The sequence below is a fragment of the Sphingomonas sp. J315 genome (assembly GCF_024666595.1).
In the GTDB taxonomy this organism is placed as follows: Bacteria; Pseudomonadota; Alphaproteobacteria; order Sphingomonadales; family Sphingomonadaceae; genus Sphingomonas.
The window spans coordinates 1719640-1739305 of record NZ_CP088296.1; the positions used below are offsets into that span (position 1 = coordinate 1719640).

The 19666-nt window shown below is 65.7% G+C and carries 18 protein-coding genes, 1 tRNA gene and 2 pseudogenes; 8 read left to right on the forward strand and 13 right to left on the reverse strand.

The window, feature by feature from the left end:
• Positions 1 to 8: 8 nt before the first annotated feature.
• Positions 9 to 698 (reverse strand): annotated as a pseudogene (gene ftsE / locus LRS08_RS08805) (cell division ATP-binding protein FtsE); the annotation flags it as partial.
• 187 nt (positions 699 to 885) lie between these two features.
• On the opposite strand from ftsE, the gene LRS08_RS08810 reads away from it, so the two are divergent.
• Positions 886 to 1563, forward strand: coding sequence for an MJ0042-type zinc finger domain-containing protein (locus tag LRS08_RS08810; protein WP_257844021.1), 678 nt, complete (start codon positions 886 to 888; stop codon positions 1561 to 1563).
• On the opposite strand, the gene LRS08_RS08815 is transcribed toward LRS08_RS08810, so the two are convergent.
• The gene (locus tag LRS08_RS08815; RefSeq protein WP_260481574.1) at positions 1535 to 2893 is read right to left on the reverse strand and encodes an MATE family efflux transporter; all 1359 of its coding nucleotides are present in this window, start codon (positions 2891 to 2893) and stop codon (positions 1535 to 1537) included. The two genes, LRS08_RS08810 and LRS08_RS08815, sit on opposite strands and share 29 nt — an antisense overlap.
• Positions 2894 to 3011: 118 nt before the next feature.
• Between LRS08_RS08815 and LRS08_RS08820 the strand changes: the two genes are divergently transcribed.
• A tRNA-Leu gene (locus LRS08_RS08820) sits at positions 3012 to 3098 on the forward strand.
• A gap of 77 nt (positions 3099 to 3175) precedes the next feature.
• Here LRS08_RS08820 and ssb read toward each other — a convergent pair.
• Positions 3176 to 3745: a single-stranded DNA-binding protein gene (ssb, locus tag LRS08_RS08825; RefSeq protein WP_257844020.1), complete on the reverse strand. Its 570-nt coding sequence runs from the start codon at positions 3743 to 3745 to the stop codon at positions 3176 to 3178.
• 35 nt (positions 3746 to 3780) lie between these two features.
• Here ssb and LRS08_RS08830 point away from each other — a divergent pair, with 35 nt between their 5' ends.
• Positions 3781 to 3954 (forward strand): DUF4169 family protein, encoded by a 174-nt coding sequence (locus LRS08_RS08830; protein WP_257844019.1) that lies wholly within the window; start codon positions 3781 to 3783, stop codon positions 3952 to 3954.
• Positions 3955 to 4276: 322 nt separating this feature from the next.
• On the opposite strand, the gene LRS08_RS08835 is transcribed toward LRS08_RS08830, so the two are convergent.
• The 3 genes from LRS08_RS08835 to LRS08_RS08845 all read right to left on the reverse strand — a co-directional run bounded on the left by LRS08_RS08835 (position 4277) and on the right by LRS08_RS08845 (position 6677).
• A complete protein-coding gene (locus LRS08_RS08835) occupies positions 4277 to 4426 on the reverse strand; it encodes a hypothetical protein (protein ID WP_257844017.1) in 150 nt (49 codons plus the stop codon).
• 158 nt (positions 4427 to 4584) lie between these two features.
• The gene (locus LRS08_RS08840; protein WP_257844016.1) at positions 4585 to 6432 is read right to left on the reverse strand and encodes a ferrous iron transporter B; all 1848 of its coding nucleotides are present in this window, start codon (positions 6430 to 6432) and stop codon (positions 4585 to 4587) included.
• Positions 6429 to 6677 carry a ferrous iron transport protein A gene (locus LRS08_RS08845; RefSeq protein WP_257844015.1) on the reverse strand — a complete coding sequence of 83 codons (249 nt, stop codon included), beginning with the start codon at positions 6675 to 6677 and terminating at the stop codon, positions 6429 to 6431. The genes LRS08_RS08840 and LRS08_RS08845 overlap by 4 nt, the downstream gene beginning before the upstream one ends.
• A 228-nt stretch (positions 6678 to 6905) precedes the next feature.
• Between LRS08_RS08845 and LRS08_RS08850 the strand changes: the two genes are divergently transcribed.
• Entirely contained in the window at positions 6906 to 8483 is a 1578-nt protein-coding gene (locus LRS08_RS08850) for a lysine--tRNA ligase (RefSeq protein WP_257844014.1), read from the forward strand.
• A gap of 176 nt (positions 8484 to 8659) precedes the next feature.
• Here LRS08_RS08850 and LRS08_RS08855 read toward each other — a convergent pair whose 3' ends face one another.
• Positions 8660 to 10132 carry a DUF389 domain-containing protein gene (locus LRS08_RS08855; RefSeq protein WP_257844013.1) on the reverse strand — a complete coding sequence of 491 codons (1473 nt, stop codon included), beginning with the start codon at positions 10130 to 10132 and terminating at the stop codon, positions 8660 to 8662.
• Positions 10133 to 10210: 78 nt separating this feature from the next.
• Here LRS08_RS08855 and nhaA point away from each other — a divergent pair.
• Together nhaA and LRS08_RS08865 are read left to right on the forward strand one after the other, a co-directional pair.
• Positions 10211 to 11465 (forward strand): annotated as a pseudogene (gene nhaA, locus LRS08_RS08860) (Na+/H+ antiporter NhaA).
• A complete protein-coding gene (locus LRS08_RS08865) occupies positions 11465 to 12469 on the forward strand; it encodes a histone deacetylase family protein (RefSeq protein ID WP_257844010.1) in 1005 nt (334 codons plus the stop codon). The pseudogene nhaA and the gene LRS08_RS08865 overlap by 1 nt, the downstream one beginning before the upstream one ends.
• A gap of 158 nt (positions 12470 to 12627) precedes the next feature.
• Here LRS08_RS08865 and LRS08_RS08870 read toward each other — a convergent pair whose 3' ends face one another.
• From LRS08_RS08870 to LRS08_RS08890, 5 genes are all read right to left on the reverse strand, one after another.
• On the reverse strand, positions 12628 to 13527 hold the full coding sequence (locus tag LRS08_RS08870; protein ID WP_257844009.1) for an HNH endonuclease: 900 nt from the start codon (positions 13525 to 13527) through the stop codon (positions 12628 to 12630).
• A 100-nt stretch (positions 13528 to 13627) separates the two neighbouring features.
• Entirely contained in the window at positions 13628 to 14554 is a 927-nt protein-coding gene (locus LRS08_RS08875) for an electron transfer flavoprotein subunit alpha/FixB family protein (protein WP_257844007.1), read from the reverse strand.
• Positions 14551 to 15300, reverse strand: a complete 750-nt coding sequence (locus LRS08_RS08880; RefSeq protein ID WP_257844006.1) for an electron transfer flavoprotein subunit beta/FixA family protein — start codon at positions 15298 to 15300, stop codon at positions 14551 to 14553. Before LRS08_RS08880 ends, LRS08_RS08875 begins: the two co-directional genes overlap by 4 nt.
• Before the next feature lie 189 nt (positions 15301 to 15489).
• A complete protein-coding gene (gene sucC, locus LRS08_RS08885; RefSeq protein ID WP_257844005.1) occupies positions 15490 to 16689 on the reverse strand; it encodes an ADP-forming succinate--CoA ligase subunit beta in 1200 nt (399 codons plus the stop codon).
• A gap of 129 nt (positions 16690 to 16818) precedes the next feature.
• Positions 16819 to 17142: a hypothetical protein gene (locus LRS08_RS08890; RefSeq protein WP_257844004.1), complete on the reverse strand. Its 324-nt coding sequence runs from the start codon at positions 17140 to 17142 to the stop codon at positions 16819 to 16821.
• A gap of 22 nt (positions 17143 to 17164) precedes the next feature.
• Between LRS08_RS08890 and LRS08_RS08895 the strand changes: the two genes are divergently transcribed.
• Complete coding sequence (locus LRS08_RS08895) at positions 17165 to 17668, forward strand: sterol desaturase family protein (RefSeq protein ID WP_257845457.1); 504 nt, start codon at positions 17165 to 17167, stop codon at positions 17666 to 17668.
• Positions 17665 to 18411, forward strand: coding sequence for a sulfite exporter TauE/SafE family protein (locus LRS08_RS08900; RefSeq protein WP_257845456.1), 747 nt, complete (start codon positions 17665 to 17667; stop codon positions 18409 to 18411). The genes LRS08_RS08895 and LRS08_RS08900 overlap by 4 nt, the downstream gene beginning before the upstream one ends.
• A 115-nt stretch (positions 18412 to 18526) precedes the next feature.
• Here the strand turns inward: LRS08_RS08900 and LRS08_RS08905 are convergent, their stop codons facing one another.
• Positions 18527 to 19462 (reverse strand): ribose-phosphate pyrophosphokinase, encoded by a 936-nt coding sequence (locus tag LRS08_RS08905; RefSeq protein ID WP_257844003.1) that lies wholly within the window; start codon positions 19460 to 19462, stop codon positions 18527 to 18529.
• Positions 19463 to 19666: the final 204 nt, after the last annotated feature.

Below are 19666 nucleotides of genomic sequence, written 5' to 3' on the forward strand. Positions count from 1 at the left end.
CCCCGATCGGGCGGAAAGCGCAGCGCGCCGGTCGGGTCGAGCACCCGCCCCTTTTCGATCCGCATCATCCGCGCGTTCGGGATGCGGTTGAGCAGGTGGAAATCGTGCGTCGCGACCACCACGGTGGTGCCGAGCCGGTTGAGCGAATCGAACAGGTGCAACAGCCGTTCGGCCATGTCGGGATCGACGTTGCCGGTCGGTTCGTCGGCCACCAGCATCTCCGGGCGTGTGATCACCGCACGCGCAATGGCGATCCGCTGCTGCTCGCCACCCGACAAGGTCGGCGGTTTGGCCTTGCCACGGTCGGTCAGACCCACCCAGGCGAGCATTTCGCGCACCGGCGCCTCGATCTCCCCCTCGGGCATGCCCGCGACACGCAGCGGCAGGGCGATATTGTCATAGGCCGAGAGATGCGGGAGCAGGCGGAAGTCCTGGAACACCACCCCGATGCGGCGACGGAATCCGGGTAGGCGGCGGCGCGGCAATGCGCCCGCATCCTCGCCGAACAGCCGCACCACGCCGCGCGTCGGTCGCTGGGCGAGGTACAGGAGCTTGAGCAGCGAGGTCTTGCCCGCGCCCGACGCGCCGGTCAGGAAATAGAACGCGCCGGCGCTGAGCGTGAAACTGACGTCGCTCAGCGTTTCGGTCCCGGTGCCATAGCGCAGGCCGACATTCTCAAACTGAACGATATTGGCCATGTGCCGGCGTCGGCCGCTCCTGATCCTTCTGCCCCGGGCCAGCCATCGCACAGCCATCGGGCGCGCTCAAGCCGGGCGGCTCGGCGGAACGACTCGGCCCTTGCCATTCGTGCGCTGCAGGTGTTTAGATTCGGGACCGGCGGTTTCCATATTGGGTTGGGAAAGCTGCCTAGCAACGCGTGCCGCCATGATCCTCGAATGTCCCGAATGCCGAACGCGCTACCTGGTTCCCGACACCGCCATCGGTGCCGACGGGCGCACAGTGCGCTGCGCCAGCTGCAAACATAGCTGGTTCCAGACTTCGGCCGCCACCGCCGGAGCGACGAAGCCGGTACCCGATCTGATTCGCGCCGACGCCTATTCCCAGCCGGCACCGGCGGAGGACAAGCCGCGCGACTATGATCCGTTCGCGCATGAGCCGCCGTTCAAGCCGCGCCGCAATCCCGAAAAGCGCTGGACCGCCGCAGCGGCGATTGCCGGTCTGTCGATGACTGCGGGCGCGGCGGCGATCATCTGGACCGGTGCGCCGGGCATAGCGGCCCAGCTGGGCCTGCCGGTCGGTGCGGCGCAGACCCCGCTGATCTTCACCGCCCAGTCGGTCGAGCGCAAACCGCGCCTGAATGGCGGCGAGCTGTTCGTGGTCAGCGGGCAGGTGATGAACCCGACCAAGGAGACGCAGCGCGTTCCCAACATCCTGGCCGAACTGCGCGACGGCAATAACTCGATCGTCTATAGCTGGACGATCACGCCGGACCCGCGTTCGCTCCCGCCCGGGGGCAGCCTCGACTTCAACAGCGGCAAGCTCGACGTGCCGCAGACCGGCAAGACGATCCAGTTCAGCTTTTCCGGCGAAGGCGGCGAATAATCCACCACAGGCGTCCGCCATTCAGCAAGGCAGCCGCGACCATCCCGCTGCCCGACGCCCAGACCAGCCCCATCGGCCCCCAGCCATTGTGGACCGTCCACAGGCCGACCGCGCCGGTCAGCACGAAAAAGGCGAGGATGCCGTTGATGCCCGCCGCGACCTGATCGCCCAGCGAGCGCAGCGCATAGACGCACACCACCTGAAGCCCGTCGAACAGGATGAATGGTGCCCAGACCGCAAGCATCAGCGCGGCCAGCGTCGCCACTTCGGCGGACGCGGGAAAGCCCGAAACGATGAGCGCGGGCGTGAAGATGAGCGGAATTGCGAGCAGACCCAGAATCAGCGCGGCCAGGATTGCGGCGATGCCGGTGCGCGGCCCGGCCTGTGTCGGTACGCCTTCCCCCACCGCATTGCCCGCGCGCACGCCTGCGGCTGAACCCAGGCCAAGCGCGAAGGCGAAGGTGACGTTGTGGACCGAAAAGACGATCTGGAAGGCGTGGGTGACCGATTCGCCGAGCTGCGTCGACAGGGCGATCAGGATCGAGAAACCGGCCAGTTCGAGTCCCGATGCGACCGCAGGCACCGCACCGAATGCCATCAGCCGCCCGACGCCACGCCACATTTCGGGCGTGCCGAGGTCGCTCCAGTCGCGCACGCCGCGTTCCTTCGCGCGGGGCAGGGTCAGGGCGGCGACGGTCATCGCGACCGCGCCGACCATCGTCGCGAACACCGTCGCGCTGGCCGCGCCCACCGCGCCCAGCGCAGGCAGGCCGAACTGGCCGGTGGCGAGGATCCAGGCGAGGACCGCGTTGAGCGGCAGGATCGAGAGGTTGACCGCCATCACCCGGCGCGGACGGCTGACACCTTCGAGGAAGAAGCTGGCGGCGACGATGATCAGCTGAAACGGGTAGGCGATCGCCATGATCTGTACGACCCGCGCCGCTTCGGGGGCGATGCCGGGATCCACACCGACGCCAAGCAGCATCGGCAGCGCGAGGACGAACAGCAGCACGCCGCTGGTCACGCCCAGGATGCCGCCCAGCACCAGGCCCTGACGCAGCACCGCGCCGGTGGCTGGCAAGTCCTTTGCCCCGTCGGCGCGGGAGGAGAAGACGAGGACGCCGGTGAGCCAGCCCAGGGCGACGACGATGCCGATAAAGGTCAGCGTGCGGCTGGCCCCAAGCGCCGCGACCTCATGCGTGCTGACCAGGCCGACGACGATCACGTCGGTGACGTGCAGGATCGTCCAATTGAGGCCGGTCAGCACCACCGGCCAGGCCAGCGCGAGGATGCGGCGAATCTCCGCGCGGGTTTCGATGGACAAGGTCATGGGCGGGTCGCCTTAGCGCCAGCGAGGCTTCGACAAAAGGGAGGTTGCATGCCCCCGGGGCTTTGCTAGGGGCCGCTGCCTTACCCGCCGCCGGTCTGATCCGGTGTGCGAAATCCGTGCGGCCATGGCGGAATTGGTAGACGCGCAACGTTGAGGTCGTTGTGGGCGAAAGCCCGTGGAAGTTCGAGTCTTCTTGGCCGCACCATTTCTTGAAAATCTAGTGAAACCAACCCCCTTAGGGGGAAATGGCGCGCCGCGTGTGCCGCGCGCCAGCCGCCACAATCAGAATGGCACGTCGTCGTCGAGATCGTCGGGGAAGCCGCCGCCAGCGCCGCCGCCGCTGGCCGCGCCACCGCGCGCGCCGCCGCCATAGCCGCCACCGCCGCTGCCGCCACCGAAGCCGCCGCCGCGATTGCTCGACTGGCCCGCGAACGCGTCATCGCCGCCGCCCCATTCGTCGGCACCGCGACCGCCGCCCGCACCGCCGCCCTGTGCGCCGCCGGGCCCGTCGAGCATCACCAGCTTGGCGTCGAAGCCCTGAAGGACGATTTCGGTCGAATAGCGGTCCTGGCCCTGCTGGTCCTGCCATTTGCGGGTCTGGAGCTGGCCCTCAAGATAGACTTTCGAGCCCTTCCGCAGATAGCGTTCGGCGACGTTGGCGAGCCCCTCGGAGAACAGCTTGACCGTGTGCCACTCGGTGCGCTCCTTCTTCTCGCCGCTGTTGCGGTCCTTCCAGCTTTCGGAGGTGGCGACGCGCAGTTCGACCACCTTGCCGCCGTTCGAGAAGGACCGGCTTTCGGGATCGCGCCCGAGATTGCCGACCAGGATGACCTTGTTGACGCTGCCCGCCATGGAAACTCCGCTAGTAAATCGATATCGAGAGACGAATGGCCGATATCCTTAACCTGAACAAGGCACGCAAGGCACGCGCGAAGGCGCAGGCCAGCGCAAAGGCTGTGGAGAACCGCGCCAAATTCGGGCGCACCAAGGCGCAGAAAGCGGCGGACGAAGCCGAGCGCGCCCGGATTTGCGAAAATCTGGACGGCGCGCGGCGGGAGTGAGGTTCGACTTTGGCCTGGCCATGGTCAGGGTATAGCAGAATGAGAACATGTAGGAAACATGTTCGGTATTATCGTTCTATATCAGCGAGTAATGGGCGGTCGCGAAAGGCGGGGCGGGCCGAATCCGACAGATTCGGGCGGCGCGGCGGATTTGGTGAAGCGAACATGTCGCGGGTTTTCGCGCCATCGGCCCGACTTGGGCTGTCGCCATTCTCGAAGCGCAGGTCGCGGATCGACAATGCCGCGCAGCCTTTACCGAATGTCGGGTTTCAGGCCGCCTGATCGAGCGGCGCAATGTCGCGAATTGGGTGGTTAGCTGCCTTTACAGCCACGGGCTGCTTTGAATGCCTTGATAGAAAAGCTGCCAACCAGCCGGCGGAGGATTAGCAGCTGCGAACGCTTCTTGCTCGGCCAGCGTCAAGGCTGAAAACCATTGATAAAATCGATCGAAGTAATCTTCGCCGGGGCCCATGCGCCAACCGATGTCTCCGGCTGGCAGCTGGGGAAAAGCAATCCAAGGCGCGTCCATTCCAAGACCATGACGCGGGCGGAACGACCACAATGGGGTCGTTAGCCGACCGGCAGCTTTCAGGAAATCAATGAGGGTTAGCTGCCCCAATTGACCCCACCCTAAAGCCCCAACCCCTTCGCCGTCCAATAGGTCAGCCCCGCCGCCACATAGGCCGCCGCGAAGAGATAGACGATCATCACGATCGGCCATTTCCAGCCATTGGTCTCACGCCGCGCGACCGCGATGGTCGAGAGGCATTGCGGGGCGAAGACGAACCAGACGAGGAAGGCGAGGGCGGTCGGGAGGGGCCAGCCCTGTGCAAGTTTCTCGCCGAGCGCGGCGGCGCCGGTTTCTTCGTCCGGGGCGTCGATGGCGTAGACGGTCTGGAGCGCGGAGACCGCGACTTCGCGCGCGGCCATGGCGGGGATCACCGCGAGGCTCATTTCATGGTTGAAGCCGATCGGGGCGAGGACGACTTCAAGGCCCGATGCGATGCGGCCGGCGACCGAATATTCGCTTTGCTTCACGCCTTCGGGTGCCACCGGATAGGAGGCGAGCAGCCACAAGGCGACGGTGACGCCCATGATGATCGTGCCCGCGCGGCGCAGGAAGACATAGGCGCGCTGCCACAGGCCGATCAGCAGGTCGCGGAGCGAGGGGAGCTGATAGCGCGGCATTTCCATCATGAAGCCGCCGCTCTTGCCGCGCGTCGCGGTCAGGCGCAGCACGAAGGCGGCGAGGATCGCGCCGACGATGCCGAAGACATAGAGGCCGAACAGCACCAGCCCCTGAAGCCCGATGCCCGGGCCCACGTCGCGCGCGGGGATGAACGCGCCGATGATCAGCATATAGACCGGTAGCCGCGCCGAGCAGGTCATCAGCGGGGCGATCAGGATCGTGGTCAGCCGCTCCTTGGGATCGTCGATCGAGCGCGCGGCCATGATGCCCGGAATCGCGCAGGCGAAGGACGAGAGCAACGGGATGAAGGCGCGGCCCGACAGGCCGACGAGCGACATCAGCCGGTCCATCAGGAAGGCGGCGCGGACCATGTATCCGCTCGCTTCGAGCAGCAGGATGAAGAAGAACAGGATGAGGATCTGGGGCAGGAACACCACAACCGATCCGACGCCGGCGATGATCCCCTGGGTCACCAGATCGCCGATGAAACCGCTGGGGAGATTGGCCTGCGCATGCGCGCCGAGCCATTCCTGGGTCCCCTCGATCCAGCCGATCGGGGCTTCGGACCAGCTGTAGACCGCCTGGAACATCACGAAGAAGAGCGCGATCAGGATCAGCCAGCCCGCAACCGGGTGGAGCACGACATTGTCGACCGCGCGGGTGAAGGCGCGGCTACGCGGTTGATCGGTGATGGCGAGCGCGGCGATGCGACGCGCGTCGCGCTGGAAATGGGTGATGTCCGCGTCGGGGGTGGCGGGCGCGGCGGGTCGGCTTGCCCGAAGCACGCCGTCGAGCGCGACGCGCAGCGCGTCGAGGCCGCGCTTGCGCACCGCGACGGTGGTGACGACCGGCACGCCGAGTTCGGCGGAGAGCTGGTCGGCATCGATCGTCAGGCCGTCGCGGGTCGCCATGTCGATCATGTTGAGCGCGACCACCATCGGGCGGCCGAGCTGGCGCAGCTGGAGCACGAAGCGCAGATGGTTTTCGAGGTTGGAGGCGTCGGCGACGACGATCAGCGCGTCGGGGAGGCGCTCGCCTTCCTGCTTGCCGAGCACGACGTCGCGGGTGACCGCTTCGTCGGGGCTGGACGGATCGAGACTGTAGGTGCCGGGCAGGTCGACCAGCTCGACCGGGCGGCCATCGTTGAGCGCGAGGCGGCCCGAATGGCGCTCGACCGTGACGCCGGGATAATTGCCGACCTTTTGCCGCGCGCCGGTGAGCGCGTTGAACAAGGCGGTCTTGCCGGCATTGGGGTTGCCGACCAGCGCGACGAGCGGCTGGGCGTTCATGCGGCGGGCGCCTTGAGGTGGATCGCCTGGACGATGTGGCGGCGCAGCGCGACCGTCATCCGCCCGATGCGCACCGCGGCGGGGCCGCCGAACCAGCCGACCGGGCGGATCAGTTCGACCTCGACCCCTTCGTCCAGCCCGAACTCGCGCAGGCGGCGTGCCTCGTGCGGGGCGAGCGCGGACCAGTCGATCGTGGCGACGGTGGCAGGGAGATTGCGCGGCGCACGCGCGAGGGAGTCGGTCATGTTGCGAGCGATTATCAAGAGCGACGGGGAAAAGCCAGCGGGAATAACGTGACATGATATCCTGCACTGGCGGGGGAGGGAGCCTCTTTGAACCGATGCGCTTGCTTCGATCCCCCTCCACCATGCTGCGCATGGTCCCCCTCCCCCGTTCCGGGGAGGAATTGGCAGGTTGCAAATCGGCGCGCCTTCGCGCACCCGCAGGCTTTGCCTTCACATAGACAGATACAGATGACCGACAGCATTCTCCGCGACGCCGCGCTCACCTCCAAGGCCTGGCCCTATGAAGAGGCGCGCAAGCTGCTCAAGCGCTATCCGGAGGGGAAGCCCGGCGGTGCGCCGGTGCTGTTCGAGACCGGCTATGGCCCGTCGGGGCTGCCGCATATCGGGACGTTCAACGAAGTGCTGCGCACCACGATGGTGCGGCGCGCGTTCGAGACGCTGTCCGACCAGCCGACGCGGCTGATCGCGTTCAGCGACGATATGGACGGGCTGCGCAAGGTGCCGGACAATGTGCCGAACGGTGGGATGCTGGCGGAGTATATCGGCCATCCGTTGACCAAGGTGCCCGACCCGTTCGGCAAATATGAGAGCTTTGCCGCGCACAACAATGCGATGCTGCGCGATTTCCTCGATCGCTTCGGGTTCGATTACGAGTTCGCCTCGTCCACCGACTATTACGGGTCGGGCAAGTTCGACGATGCGCTGCGCTCGGTGCTGCGCAACTATCAGGGCATCATGGACGTGATGCTGCCGACGCTGCGCGCCGAGCGGCAGGCTACCTATTCGCCCGTGCTGCCGATCAGCCCGAAGACGGGGATCGTGCTGCAGGTGCCGATCGAGGTGCTCGACCCGGAGACGGGGATGATCGCGTTCACCGACAGCGATGGCGAGCGGATCGAGCAGAGCATCTTTGGCGGCAAGTCGAAGCTGCAGTGGAAGGCTGACTGGGCGATGCGCTGGGTCGCTTTGGGCGTCGATTACGAGATGTCGGGCAAGGACCTGATCGATTCGGTGACGCAATCGGGCAAGATCGCGCGCGTGCTGGGCGCCCGGCCGCCCGAGGGGTTCAACTACGAGCTGTTCCTCGACGCCAAGGGTGAGAAGATCAGCAAGACCAAGGGCAACGGCCTGTCGATCGAGCAGTGGCTGACCTATGGCCCCGACGAGAGCCTCGCCTTCTACATCTATCGCGAGCCGAAAAAGGCCAAGGCGCTGCATCTGGGGCTGATCCCGCGCGCGGTGGACGATTACTGGCAATTCCGCGCCGCCTATGCCGAGCAGCCGGTCGAGCAGCGGCTGGGCAATCCGGTGCATCATATTCATAACGGGCCGCCGCCCGCGGGGACGTTGCCGGTGACGTTCGGGCTGTTGCTCAATCTGGTCGGTGTAATGCGCGAGGCGACCAGGGAGCAGGTCTGGGGCTATCTCGCCAACTACCTCCCCGGCGCGAGCGCGGAGCAATGGCCCGAGCTGGATGCGCTGATCGGCTATGCGATCGCCTATGTCCGCGACGTGGCCGAGAAGCCGGTGCGGCGTGCACCCGAGGGGGTGGAGGTCGATGCCTTGCGCGATCTGGACGCCCAGCTTGCCGAGGCGGGGGCGGATGCCTCGGCGGAGGATCTGCAGAACATCGTCTATGAAATCGGCAAGGCGCGGTTCGGCAAGGAAGCGCTGCGCGACTGGTTCAAGGCGCTGTACGAAACGCTGCTGGGCAGCTCGCAGGGACCGCGCATGGGGAGCTTTATCGCGCTCTATGGTGTGGAGAACAGCCGCAAGCTGATCGCCGAGGCGCTGGCGAAGGCGTAGCTTGCGCCGACATCTTCTCCCCTCCCTGAAAGGGAGGGGCAAGGGGTGGGTTTAGTGGCAAGCGAGGCTCGATGCCTCGATTGCCGCTGTTTTGCCGTCCGGCCCGTTTGAGTCTGTTCGGCGCGCAGACGCGCGCACCCACCCTGACCCCTCCCTTGCAGGGAGGGGAGCGAAGGCTAGTTGGCCTCTTCCGGCGCGAGCCAGCGCAGGCGGGCGGCGCTGTTGCCGTTGCCAGTGACGCTTGCGTCGACGCCTGCTTCGGTCAGGGCGTTAACGACGGTCTGCGCACCGCTGCCTGATACACCGATCGGGAGCTTGATCCGCTGTGCCGCCCAGATTGCGGTGGCGAGCGCTTCGGCGTCGGGCTTGTCGTCCTCGACCGCGATGTCGGGGAGCGCGGCGACGGGCGGGATCAGGGTGACGATCCAGCCCTGAACCCCCGCCGCGACGCGGGTTTCGAGCGCGCGATAGGCGGCAAGGTTCGCGCCGGGGAGCGCGGCGGCGTTGACCACGGCGCGGCGATTGTCGCGGTCGAGCAGCACTGCGTCCGCTTTCACCCCGGCGATCAGCGCGAGCTGTTCCTGCGCGCGCGCGGCAAGGCGGTTGGCGGCGGTGGCGCTCGTCGCCTGCGCGGCGGCGACCTGAGCGGCTTCGGCCTGCGCGCCGGTGCCGACGCGGATCTGTTCGAGCTCGACCGCGACCGGACGGCCGACGAGCTGGGCAAGGACGCCCTGCGCGCGGCGTTCGACATCCTCCCGCACGCGCGGGGTCATGACGGTGGCGGTGACGCGTACCGGATCGGCCTCATAGTCGATCTCGACCTGACTCAGACGCGCCGCGCCTTCGAACTCGCCGCTGATCACGTCGCGGATCTGGCGCGAGGTGTTCGCTTCCCAGCCGAGCTGGACCAATACCAGCCCGAGCGGAATCGCGAACGCCGCCAGCGCGACGGTGACGACGATCGTCTGCAGCATCGTGTGCTGGGGCGAGAGGTGCGAGCCGAAGCCGTAGAGGCGCGCGACCACGGCGGCGGCGACCGCGATGGTGATGAGGTTGGTGAGGAACAGCAGCAGCGATCCGGCGAAGACGGTCCAGTTCCAGGTGGCGAGGCCGAAGCCGACCACCGCGAGCGGGGGCATCAGCGCCGTGGCGATGGCGACGCCGACCACGGTGCCCGCCCTGCCCCGGATCATCGCATAAGCCCCCGCGAGCGCAGAGAAGAGCGCGACCAGCAGGTCGAACAGATTTGGTCGGGTGCGCGCGGCGATTTCCGCGGTCACATTCTGGATCGGCGAGACCAGCACGAGCAAGGCGGTGAACAGGATCGCGATGACGATGCCCAGCGCGAGCGCGATGCAGGCGGTGCGGATCTCGTCCCAGTCGAAGGTCGCAAGGCCGAAGCCGAGACCGATGATCGGACCCATCAGCGGCGAGATCAGCATCGCGCCGATCACCACCGCAGGCGAGGATAGCAACAACCCCAGCACCGCGATGCCCGCCGACATCAAGGTCATGAATGCGTAGCGGCCGGTGAACCCGGCTTCCTCGCGCACCTTCTCGACGACATCGACGTGATCGACCGTGGCGATCACCCGTGTCCGCCACCAGGCAACGAGCGGATTGTCGGGCTTCAACAACGCGATGCTCATGGAAGAGGCTGTAGGGGGTTTGCCCCGGCGGTTCCAGCGGTTAGGCAGATGGGCGAACCGCAATCACAGGGGAAGTTCATGGCCGCGCGTCACGACCATGCAGGACGATCGGTGCTGCGTACCTTTCTGAAGAGCGAGGCGGCCGGCGGCATCATCCTGATGGCCGCCGCAGCCCTGGCGATGATCGTCGCCAATCTGCCCGGCATTTCGGAGGCCTATTTCCACCTGCTTCACGCCGAGACCGGTCCGGTGATCAGCCCGAAATACGGGTCGATGACCGTACATCTGTGGATCAACGATGCGCTGATGGCGATCTTCTTCCTGTTCGTCGGGCTGGAGATCAAGCGCGAGTTCATCGATGGGCGGCTGGCGAGCTGGGAACATCGGCGGCTGCCAATCGTCGCGGCGGCGGCGGGGATGGTGGGTCCGGCTTTGGTCTATCTGTTCATCACCGGGTGGAGCGGGCCGCTGGTCAATGGCTGGGCGATTCCCGCCGCGACCGACATCGCGTTCGCGATCGGGGTGCTGGCGCTGCTCGGCAGCCGCGCGCCCGCGTCGCTCAAGCTGTTCCTGACCACCGTCGCGATCGTCGATGACATGGGCGCGGTGGCGATCATCGCGATTGCCTATACCGCCGAGCTGTCGACACTCTACATCGCACTCGGCGCGCTGGTGATGGCGACGATGTATGTGCTCAACCGCAGCGGGGTGAAGGCGCTCTGGCCCTATCTGCTGCTCGGCGCGGCTTTGTGGTACTTCGTGTTCATGTCGGGCGTTCATGCGACGATCGCGGGGGGTGCTGACCGCGATGATGGTGCCGATCACCGCCAGCCCCGGCGCATGCGACGATGTCGAATCGCCGCTGCACATGCTGGAGCACGCGCTTGCCCCGTGGGTCGCCTATCTGATCGTGCCGGTGTTCGGATTTGCCAATGCGGGCGTCAGCCTGGCGGGGATGTCGCCGGCGATCCTGATCGCGCCGTTGCCGCTCGGCATCGCGGCGGGGCTGTTCCTGGGCAAGCAGGTCGGGATTTTCGGGAGCGTGTGGCTGGCGGCGAAGCTGCGCTTTGCCTCACCGCCGGGCGGGGCGACCTGGCTGCAAATCTATGCCGTGGCGATGCTGTGCGGCATCGGCTTCACGATGAGCCTGTTCATCGGCGGGCTGGCGTTCCCCGGCAACGAGGAGCTGGTCGACGAGGTGAAGATCGGCGTGCTGGCGGGGTCGATCCTGTCGGCAATCGTCGGTTACACGATCCTGCGGGTCGCCCCGCGCTGGCGCAATGACCGGGCCGACGATGCCGATGCCGACCGCGACATACGCGCAGCCAGCTGATGCGCTGTTTCTACGACCCGGGCCAGCTCGCCCATGCGCCGGCGATGGAGCTGCATAACGGCGCGTTCGTGCCCTATGCCGAGAAGCCCGAGCGCGCCGCCGCGATTGCCGCGACCTTGGGCGCGACCGAGCTGCCCGAGGATCGCGGCGAGGGCCCGATCCGCGCGGTGCATGATGCGGGCTATATCGACTTTCTGAAGACCGCCCCGGCGCGCTGGGCCGAGGCGGGGCGGCCGGGGGACGTGATCGGCTATATCTGGCCGACGGTGCGCAAGCGCGCGCTGAAGCTCGATCGGATCGACGCGCTGGCGGGGCAGTACAGCATCGACGCGTCGACCCCGCTGACCGCGCAGACCTGGGACGCGAGCTATCGCAGCGTGCAGTGCGCGCTGGCGGCGACGCATGCGGTGCTGGCGGGCGAGCGGACCGCGTTCGCGCTGTCGCGGCCGCCGGGGCATCATGCCGGGGCGGATTATCTGGGCGGCTATTGCTACCTCAACCATGTCGCGGTCGCGGCGCAGGCGGCGCGCGATGCGGGGGTGCAGCGGGTCGCGATCCTCGACATCGACTATCATCACGGCAACGGGACGCAGGATATTTTCTGGGAGCGCGGCGATGTCGTGTTCGCGTCGATCCATGCCGACCCGGCAACTGACTTCCCATTTTACTGGGGGCATGCCGACGAAGTGGGTGAGGGTGCGGGCGAAGGCGCGACGCTGAACCTGCCGCTGCCGCGGGGCACAAAAATCGATGCGTTTCGGCGGGCGCAGGAGCGGGCGCTGGCGATGATCGCGGCGTCGGGGGCGGAACTGCTGCTGGTCAGTTTCGGCGCGGACACATTTGTCGGCGATCCGATTTCGGCCTTTGCGCTGGAGACGGCGGATTATGCGGTGCTGGGGCGCGACATTGCCGCAGCGGGACTTCCGACGGGAATAGTGATGGAAGGCGGCTATGCGATCGACGCGCTCGGGGCGAATGTCGCGAGCTTTTTGAGCGGGTTCTAAGGCGCGCGAATTTTTTCGCGGCGCGTGGAACCAATCGTGGCGGGCGGGCGTTGTTGTCTGGCTTGATCGAGAGAAAGAGCATTTAGACGACCCGAACCCATGTGGAACGGATCGTCCAGGGAGCCCCGCCGCAGCGATGCGACGGGGCTTACTTGTTTTTAGAGCTTAAAGCAGTGGTCGCGGTGCCACTTTAGGAACTGCGGATGGGGATGTTCTGAAGCGCGCTGCGGCGCAATAGCGCGTCCGCTTCGGTTCAGAAGACCTTCGATACTCTGGCGATCATTGACGTGGCGCGACACGAGAATTGTCAGGTCGTCGGCGAGCGACACCAAACCCCTGTCAAACATCCAATGCACAGTGCCGGAGAGGGCAAGCCCGTTAGTCAAAATGTCGGGGCCATTCCGTTCGACTGGTTGGATATGCGCCGCCTGAACCTCGGCACGACCGCCGCCGTTGATCAGCTTTAGCCCGGTAAGCGCGCACCGCTCTCCATAGGCCGTCAGGACTTTTCTTCGAAATGCCCTGTCGCGGGAGATGCGAGATGTTAGCAGCTCCACCCTATCGCGCTCACCGAAGTCGAAGGGCGTGGGCTCTTCGCGCGCCCGCTGATCTCTAATCATCAGGTCGTCGCGAGGAAGCAGATCGTCATTCGCGGCATCGAGCCCGGCGTTTGCGATACTGATAAAGTCCTGCCGGCTTAGCGGTCGAACTGCAGCTTGGGCGCGTCCAGAAATCGCGCCGACGTCATTCAACAGGCCCTGTTCGATCAGCAAACCATCAGTCGTAAAGGGGATGTTCGCGCCAAACTCAACAAATGAGGACGTGTCGATGATCGCGTAATACATACCGGGGCTGTCGGGATCTGGCTCAATCCGCTCGACACGAGCCATAGCCCAATATCCCTTACTGTTCCGAACCTTTACCGGCTCGTAATAGACGATCCAGTCTCCGACGCATTGCTGTGCGCGGCCGAGATACTGTTTCGGAAAATGATATCGGTGGGCTGGCGTGTCCTTGTAGCGCGAGTCCTCACGATGGATGAATACGCCATTCGCCATGCATGCCTCCGCGGGCAGAGTGGCGACAAAATCGAGAAGATTCAAACGAAAGGCGCCGCCGACCCTGTGGCCAGCGGCGCCTTCTACCCTTCCGATCGGCTCAGAGCTTCTCGGTCAGTTCCGGGACGACCTTGAACAGGTCGCCGACCAGGCCGATGTCCGCGACCTGGAAGATCGGGGCGTCTTCGTCCTTGTTGATCGCGATGATCGTCTTGCTGTCCTTCATGCCCGCAAGGTGCTGGATCGCGCCCGAGATGCCGACCGCGACATAGACTTCGGGCGCGACGATCTTGCCGGTCTGGCCGACCTGATAGTCGTTGGGGGCATAGCCCGCATCGACCGCCGCGCGCGAGGCGCCGACCGCGGCGCCGAGCTTGTCCGCAAGCGGATCGATCAGCGCGTGGAACTGTTCGCCCGAGCCGAGCGCGCGACCGCCCGAGACGATCACCTTGGCGCTGGTCAGCTCCGGCCGCTCGCTCTTGGCGATCTCGGCACCGACGAAGCTCGACAGGCCCTTGTCGCCACCGCCCGAGACGGTTTCGACGCTGGCGCTGCCGCCCTCGGCCGCTGCCTTTTCGAAGGCGGTGCCGCGCACCGTCAGCACCTTCTTGGCATCCGACGAGGTGACGGTGGCGATGGCGTTGCCGGCATAGATCGGACGGGTGAACTGGTCGCCGTCGATGCCCACGACTTCGCTGATCTGCATGACGTCGAGCAACGCAGCGACGCGCGGCGCGATATTCTTGCCGGTGGTGGTGGCGGGCGCGACGAAGGCGTCATGGCCCGACATCAGGTCGGCGATCAGCGGCGCGACGTTCTCCGCCAACGCATGGCCGTAAGCGGCGTCATCGGCGAGCAGCACCTTCGACACGCCCGCGATCTTCGCGGCGGCGTCGGCGGCACCCTGTGCGCCCTGCCCCGCGACCAGCGCGACGACGTCGCCCAGCTTGCCCGCCGCGGTGACGGCGGCGAGCGTTGCGTCCTTGACCGACGCATTGTCGTGTTCGACCCAGACCAGCACGCTCATTTCGCAACTCCCAGTGCCTTGAGCTTGCCGACAAGCTCATCCACATCCGCAACCTTGACGCCCGCGGTCCGCTTGGCGGGCTCCGCGACCTTGACCACCGTCAGGCGCGGGGTGACGTCCACGCCATAATCGGCGGGCGTCTTGGCCGCGAGCGGCTTGCTCTTCGCCTTCATGATGTTGGGCAGCGAGGCATAGCGCGGCTCGTTGAGGCGCAGGTCGGTGGTGACGATCGCCGGGATATTGAGCTTCACCGTTTCGAGGCCGCCATCGACTTCGCGGGTCACGTCGACGCTGTCACCCGACACCTCGACCTTCGACGCGAAGGTGCCCTGGCCCCAGCCGAGCAGCGCGCCAAGCATCTGGCCGGTCTGGTTGTTGTCGTCGTCGATCGCCTGCTTGCCGAGGATGATCAGGCCGGGCTGTTCCTCTTCGGCGACCTTTGCCAGCAGCTTGGCGACGCCGAGCGGCTCGACCGGGCCTTCGCTGGTGATCAGGATCGCGCGGTCGGCACCCATCGCCAGCGCGGTGCGCAGCGTTTCCTGTGCCTTCTGCTCGCCGATCGAGACCACGACGATCTCGGTCGCGACGCCCTTTTCCTTGAGGCGGATGGCTTCCTCGACCGCGATCTCGTCGAACGGGTTCATGCTCATCTTGACGTTGGCGAGATCCACGCCCGTCCCGTCCGCTTTCACGCGGGGCTTTACGTTATAGTCAAGCACACGCTTGACCGGCACCAGCACTTTCATCGCGTCCTCCGCTCCAATCGCGTCGTTTTAAAGGTTCGAGTCTGTCGGTCCCTTGAAGGGATTCGGTATTTTTCGCAAGTACGGTATGGAATCACTCGATTGCCGTAACGTCATTGCGGGTACGAAAAAAGGGGTCCGACGCGGTTGGTGCGCCGGACCCCCTTTCAATGGGCGTTCAAGGGGCTGCGATCAAGCAACCGCCTTCACCTCCGCCACGATCTTCTTTGCCGCGTCGCCCAGATCGTTCGCAGGAACGATCGGCAGGCCGGAGTTGGCGAGGATGTCCTTGCCCTGCTGGACGTTCGTGCCTTCGAGGCGGACGACCAGCGGGACCGACAGGTTCACTTCCTTCGCCGCAGCGACGATGCCCTCGGCGATGATGTCGCACTTCATGATCCCGCCGAAGATGTTGACGAGGATGCCCTTCACCGCAGGATCGGCGAGGATGATCTTGAACGCCGCCGTCACCTTTTCCTTGTTCGCGCCGCCGCCGACGTCGAGGAAGTTGGCCGGGAACATGCCGTTCAGCTTGATGATGTCCATCGTCGCCATGGCGAGGCCCGCGCCGTTGACCATGCAGCCGATGTCGCCGTCGAGCTTGATGTAAGCGAGGTCGTATTTCGACGCCTCGAGCTCCATCGGGTCCTCTTCGGTGGTGTCGCGCAGTTCCATCAGATCCTTGTGACGGAACATCGCGTTGCCGTCGAAGCCGACCTTGGCGTCGAGGACGAGGAGGTTGCCCTGCTCGGTCAGCGCGAGCGGGTTGACCTCGATCTGCTCGGCGTCGGTGGCGAGGAAGGCGGCGTAGAGCGACGACGCGACCTTGGCCGCCTGCTTCGCCTGGTCGCCGGTCAAGCCGAGCGCGGCGGCGACGGTGCGGCCATGATGCGGCATGAAGCCGGTCGCGGGATCGACCGAGAAGCTGTGAATCTTCTCAGGGGTCGAGTGGGCGACTTCCTCGATGTCCATGCCGCCTTCGGTCGAGACGACGAAGGCGATGCGGCTGGTCGCGCGATCGACCAGCAGCGCGAGGTAGAATTCCTTGGCGATGTCGGCGCCGTCGGTGACGTAGAGGCGGTTGACCTGCTTGCCCGCGTCGCCGGTCTGGATCGTCACCAGCGTGTTGCCGAGCATGTCCTTGGCATGCGCTTCGACCTCGTCGAGGCTGAAGGCGAGGCGGACGCCGCCCTTCGCTTCGGGGCCGAGTTCCTTGAACTTGCCCTTGCCGCGGCCGCCGGCATGAATCTGCGACTTCACCACGAACAGCGGCCCGGGGAGCTTCTTGGCAGCTTCGACCGCCTCTTCGACGGTGAAGGCGGCGTGACCGGCCGCGATCGGCGCGCCGTACTTCGCCAGCAGTTCCTTGGCCTGATATTCATGGATATTCATGGGATCGCCCTTTGCGTTGCAGCAAAATTCGCGCCGCTTAAGCACAGGGGCGCGGCGGAATCAAATGTCTTGACTTCGCCATTGCGACGCAGTTGCAATAGCGCTCGCGCCGGATACGAAACGAGTGGGTTAGCGCGCCTCTTTGGCAAGGCCGGTGGCGCATAATCCGCCCGAACTGGTGGCGACGGCGAGGATTTCGGGATCGCCCAGCGCGCGCACGCGGCGCAGGAAGCGGTCGAGCGACTCGGCTTCGCGTGCCTTGGGCAGATCGGCGATGCGCATCAGCTGGGCGAGGCTGAGGCGATCGACCATCCGCTCCGCCATGCACGCGGCGAGCGGCCTGGGCAGCCCGGCATTGGTGAGGCCGGTGCGCAGCTTCGCCTCCGGCACCGCGCAGGCCGACAGCGCGGTCAAAGCCGCAATCAGGGGAATCACGCGTCTCGCATCGAACATGACGGCTCGCTATATCGCGCGCATGAATCCCGCAATCGGCATCGCGCTGTTCCTGTTGACCGTCGCCCTGATGGAGGGTTTTGCCTATGTCGCGCATCGCTGGGTGATGCATGGGCCGGGCTGGTTCCTGCACAAGAGCCATCACGAGCCGCGCACCGGAAACTGGGAGCTTAACGATCTCTATGCGGTGATCTTTGCGGTGCCGTCGTTCGTGCTGCTGCTCGGCGGGGTGCATCTGGGCTGGTGGCAGGGCTGGGCGTGGATCGGCGCGGGGATCGCGGCCTATGGCGCGATCTATTTCGGGTTCCACGATGTGATCGTGCATCGACGGTTGAACCACCGCTACATCCCCAAATCCAATTACATGAAGCGGATCATCCAGGCACACCGGCTGCACCATGTGGTCGAGACCAAGCATGGGACGGTGAGCTTCGGGTTCCTCTACGCCCCGCCGCCGGAGAAGCTGAAGGCGCAGCTCAAGGCGCGCGGCAATGCCGGGGTGCGTGAGCCGGTAGGCCGGTTCTGATCCTCGACCCCGTCTTTTACGCGATCGCGGTTCCGGCGGTCGCGCTGCTGGGACTGTCCAAAGGCGGTTTTGCCGGTGCGGGCTCGCTGTCGCTGCCGGTGATCGCCTTTATCATCGATCCCGTGCGCGCCGCCGCGATCCTGCTGCCGATCCTGATCGTGCAGGACGTGGTCGGCATCTGGGCCTTCCGACGTACGGTCGATTATTTCGTGCTGGGATGGACGCTGGCCGGCGCGATCGTCGGCATCGCGCTCGGCTATTGGTTTGCGGCGAGCGTGTCGGCGGACGCCGTGCTCGCGATGGTCGGGGTGATTTCGATCCTGTTCGGGGCACACCGGCTGTGGAAGGACCGGCTGGGCGCTGGAGCCGCGTCGACCTCGCCCGGATGGGTCGGATCGCTGTTCGGAGTCGCATCGGGCTTCACCAGCCAGATCGCCCATGCCGGGGCACCGCCCTGGCAGCTCTGGGTGATGCCGCGCCAGCTGACGCCGGCCTATCTGGTCGGCACCACCGCCGTGTTCTTCGGGGCCGTGAACTGGATCAAGGTGCCGGCCTATCTGGCGCTGGGACAGTTTACGGCGGAGAATCTGGGGACGAGCGCGGTGCTGATGCCCGTGGCGATTGCGTCGACCTTCGCGGGGGTGTGGCTGGTACGGCGGGTGTCGCCGGAGCGATTCTATACCGCGATCTACTGGCTGATGATCGGGGTGGGTGTGGTGCTGGTGGCGAAGGCGCTTATTTGATTGGTTCCGCTGGCGCGGAACGCGGCACCCCTCCCCCACCCGGCCACCCATCGGCAGGATATTCTGACATGGGTGGCCGGGTGGGGGAGTGGGCCGGTGCCGCAGCGCGAAGCGCTCAATCAAACAGACTCGACACCGAGCTTTCATCCGCGATCCGGCGAATCGCTTCGGCGAGCAGCGGCGCGATGGTGAGGTGGCGTACGCGCTGCGACTGGCCGACCACATCGTGGTTGCCGATCGAATCGGTGATCACCAGCTCACGCAGCGCCGAACCGTCGACGCGGGCGACCGCGCCGCCCGACAGCACGCCATGGGTACAATAGGCGACGACGTCCTCTGCCCCGGCAGCCTTGAGCGCGGCGGCGGCGTTGCACAGCGTGCCGGCCGAATCGACGATATCGTCGATCAGCACGCAGAAACGCCCTTCGACATCGCCGATGATGTTCATCACTTCCGATTCGCCCGCCTTTTCGCGGCGCTTGTCGACGATCGCGAGCGGGGCATTCTCAAGCCGCTTGGCGAGCGCACGCGCGCGCACCACGCCGCCGACGTCGGGCGAGACGACCATCAGATTCTTGTCCGAGAAGCGCGCCTTGATGTCCTCGCTCATCACCGGGGCGGCGAAGAGATTGTCGGTCGGGATGTCGAAAAAGCCCTGAATCTGCCCGGCGTGGAGATCGACCGAGAGGACGCGGTTGGCCCCGGCGGTGGTGATCAAATTTGCGACGAGCTTGGCCGAGATCGGGGTGCGCGGGCCGGGCTTCCGGTCCTGACGCGCATAGCCGAAATAGGGGAGGACGGCGGTGATGCGCTTGGCCGACGCGCGACGCAGCGCATCGATCATGATCAGCAATTCCATGAGATTATCGTTCGCGGGGTACGCGGTCGACTGGAGCACGAACACATCCTCGCCGCGGACATTTTCGAGGATCTCGACGAAGATCTCTTCATCGGCGAAGCGGCGGACATTGGCCTTTGTCAGCGGAATCTCGAGATACGAGGCGATCGCCTGGGCGAGCGGCAAGTTCGAATTGCCAGCCATCAGTTTCATAGTGCGCGTCGCTCCCGGGCGAGTGTCATCGAATTGTCTCCCCTTAGGAGGGTGGATCGCTCGCGAAAAGGGGGCGTTTAGGCTAGTGTGCCTTCGCTTCAACGTCCCGTGGCGACACAGCCGAGTCAGGACAGCAATGCTGACCCATCTCGACAGGCGCGTTGAAACAATATAATCGGGCGCTGAAATAAATGTCCGCGCGCT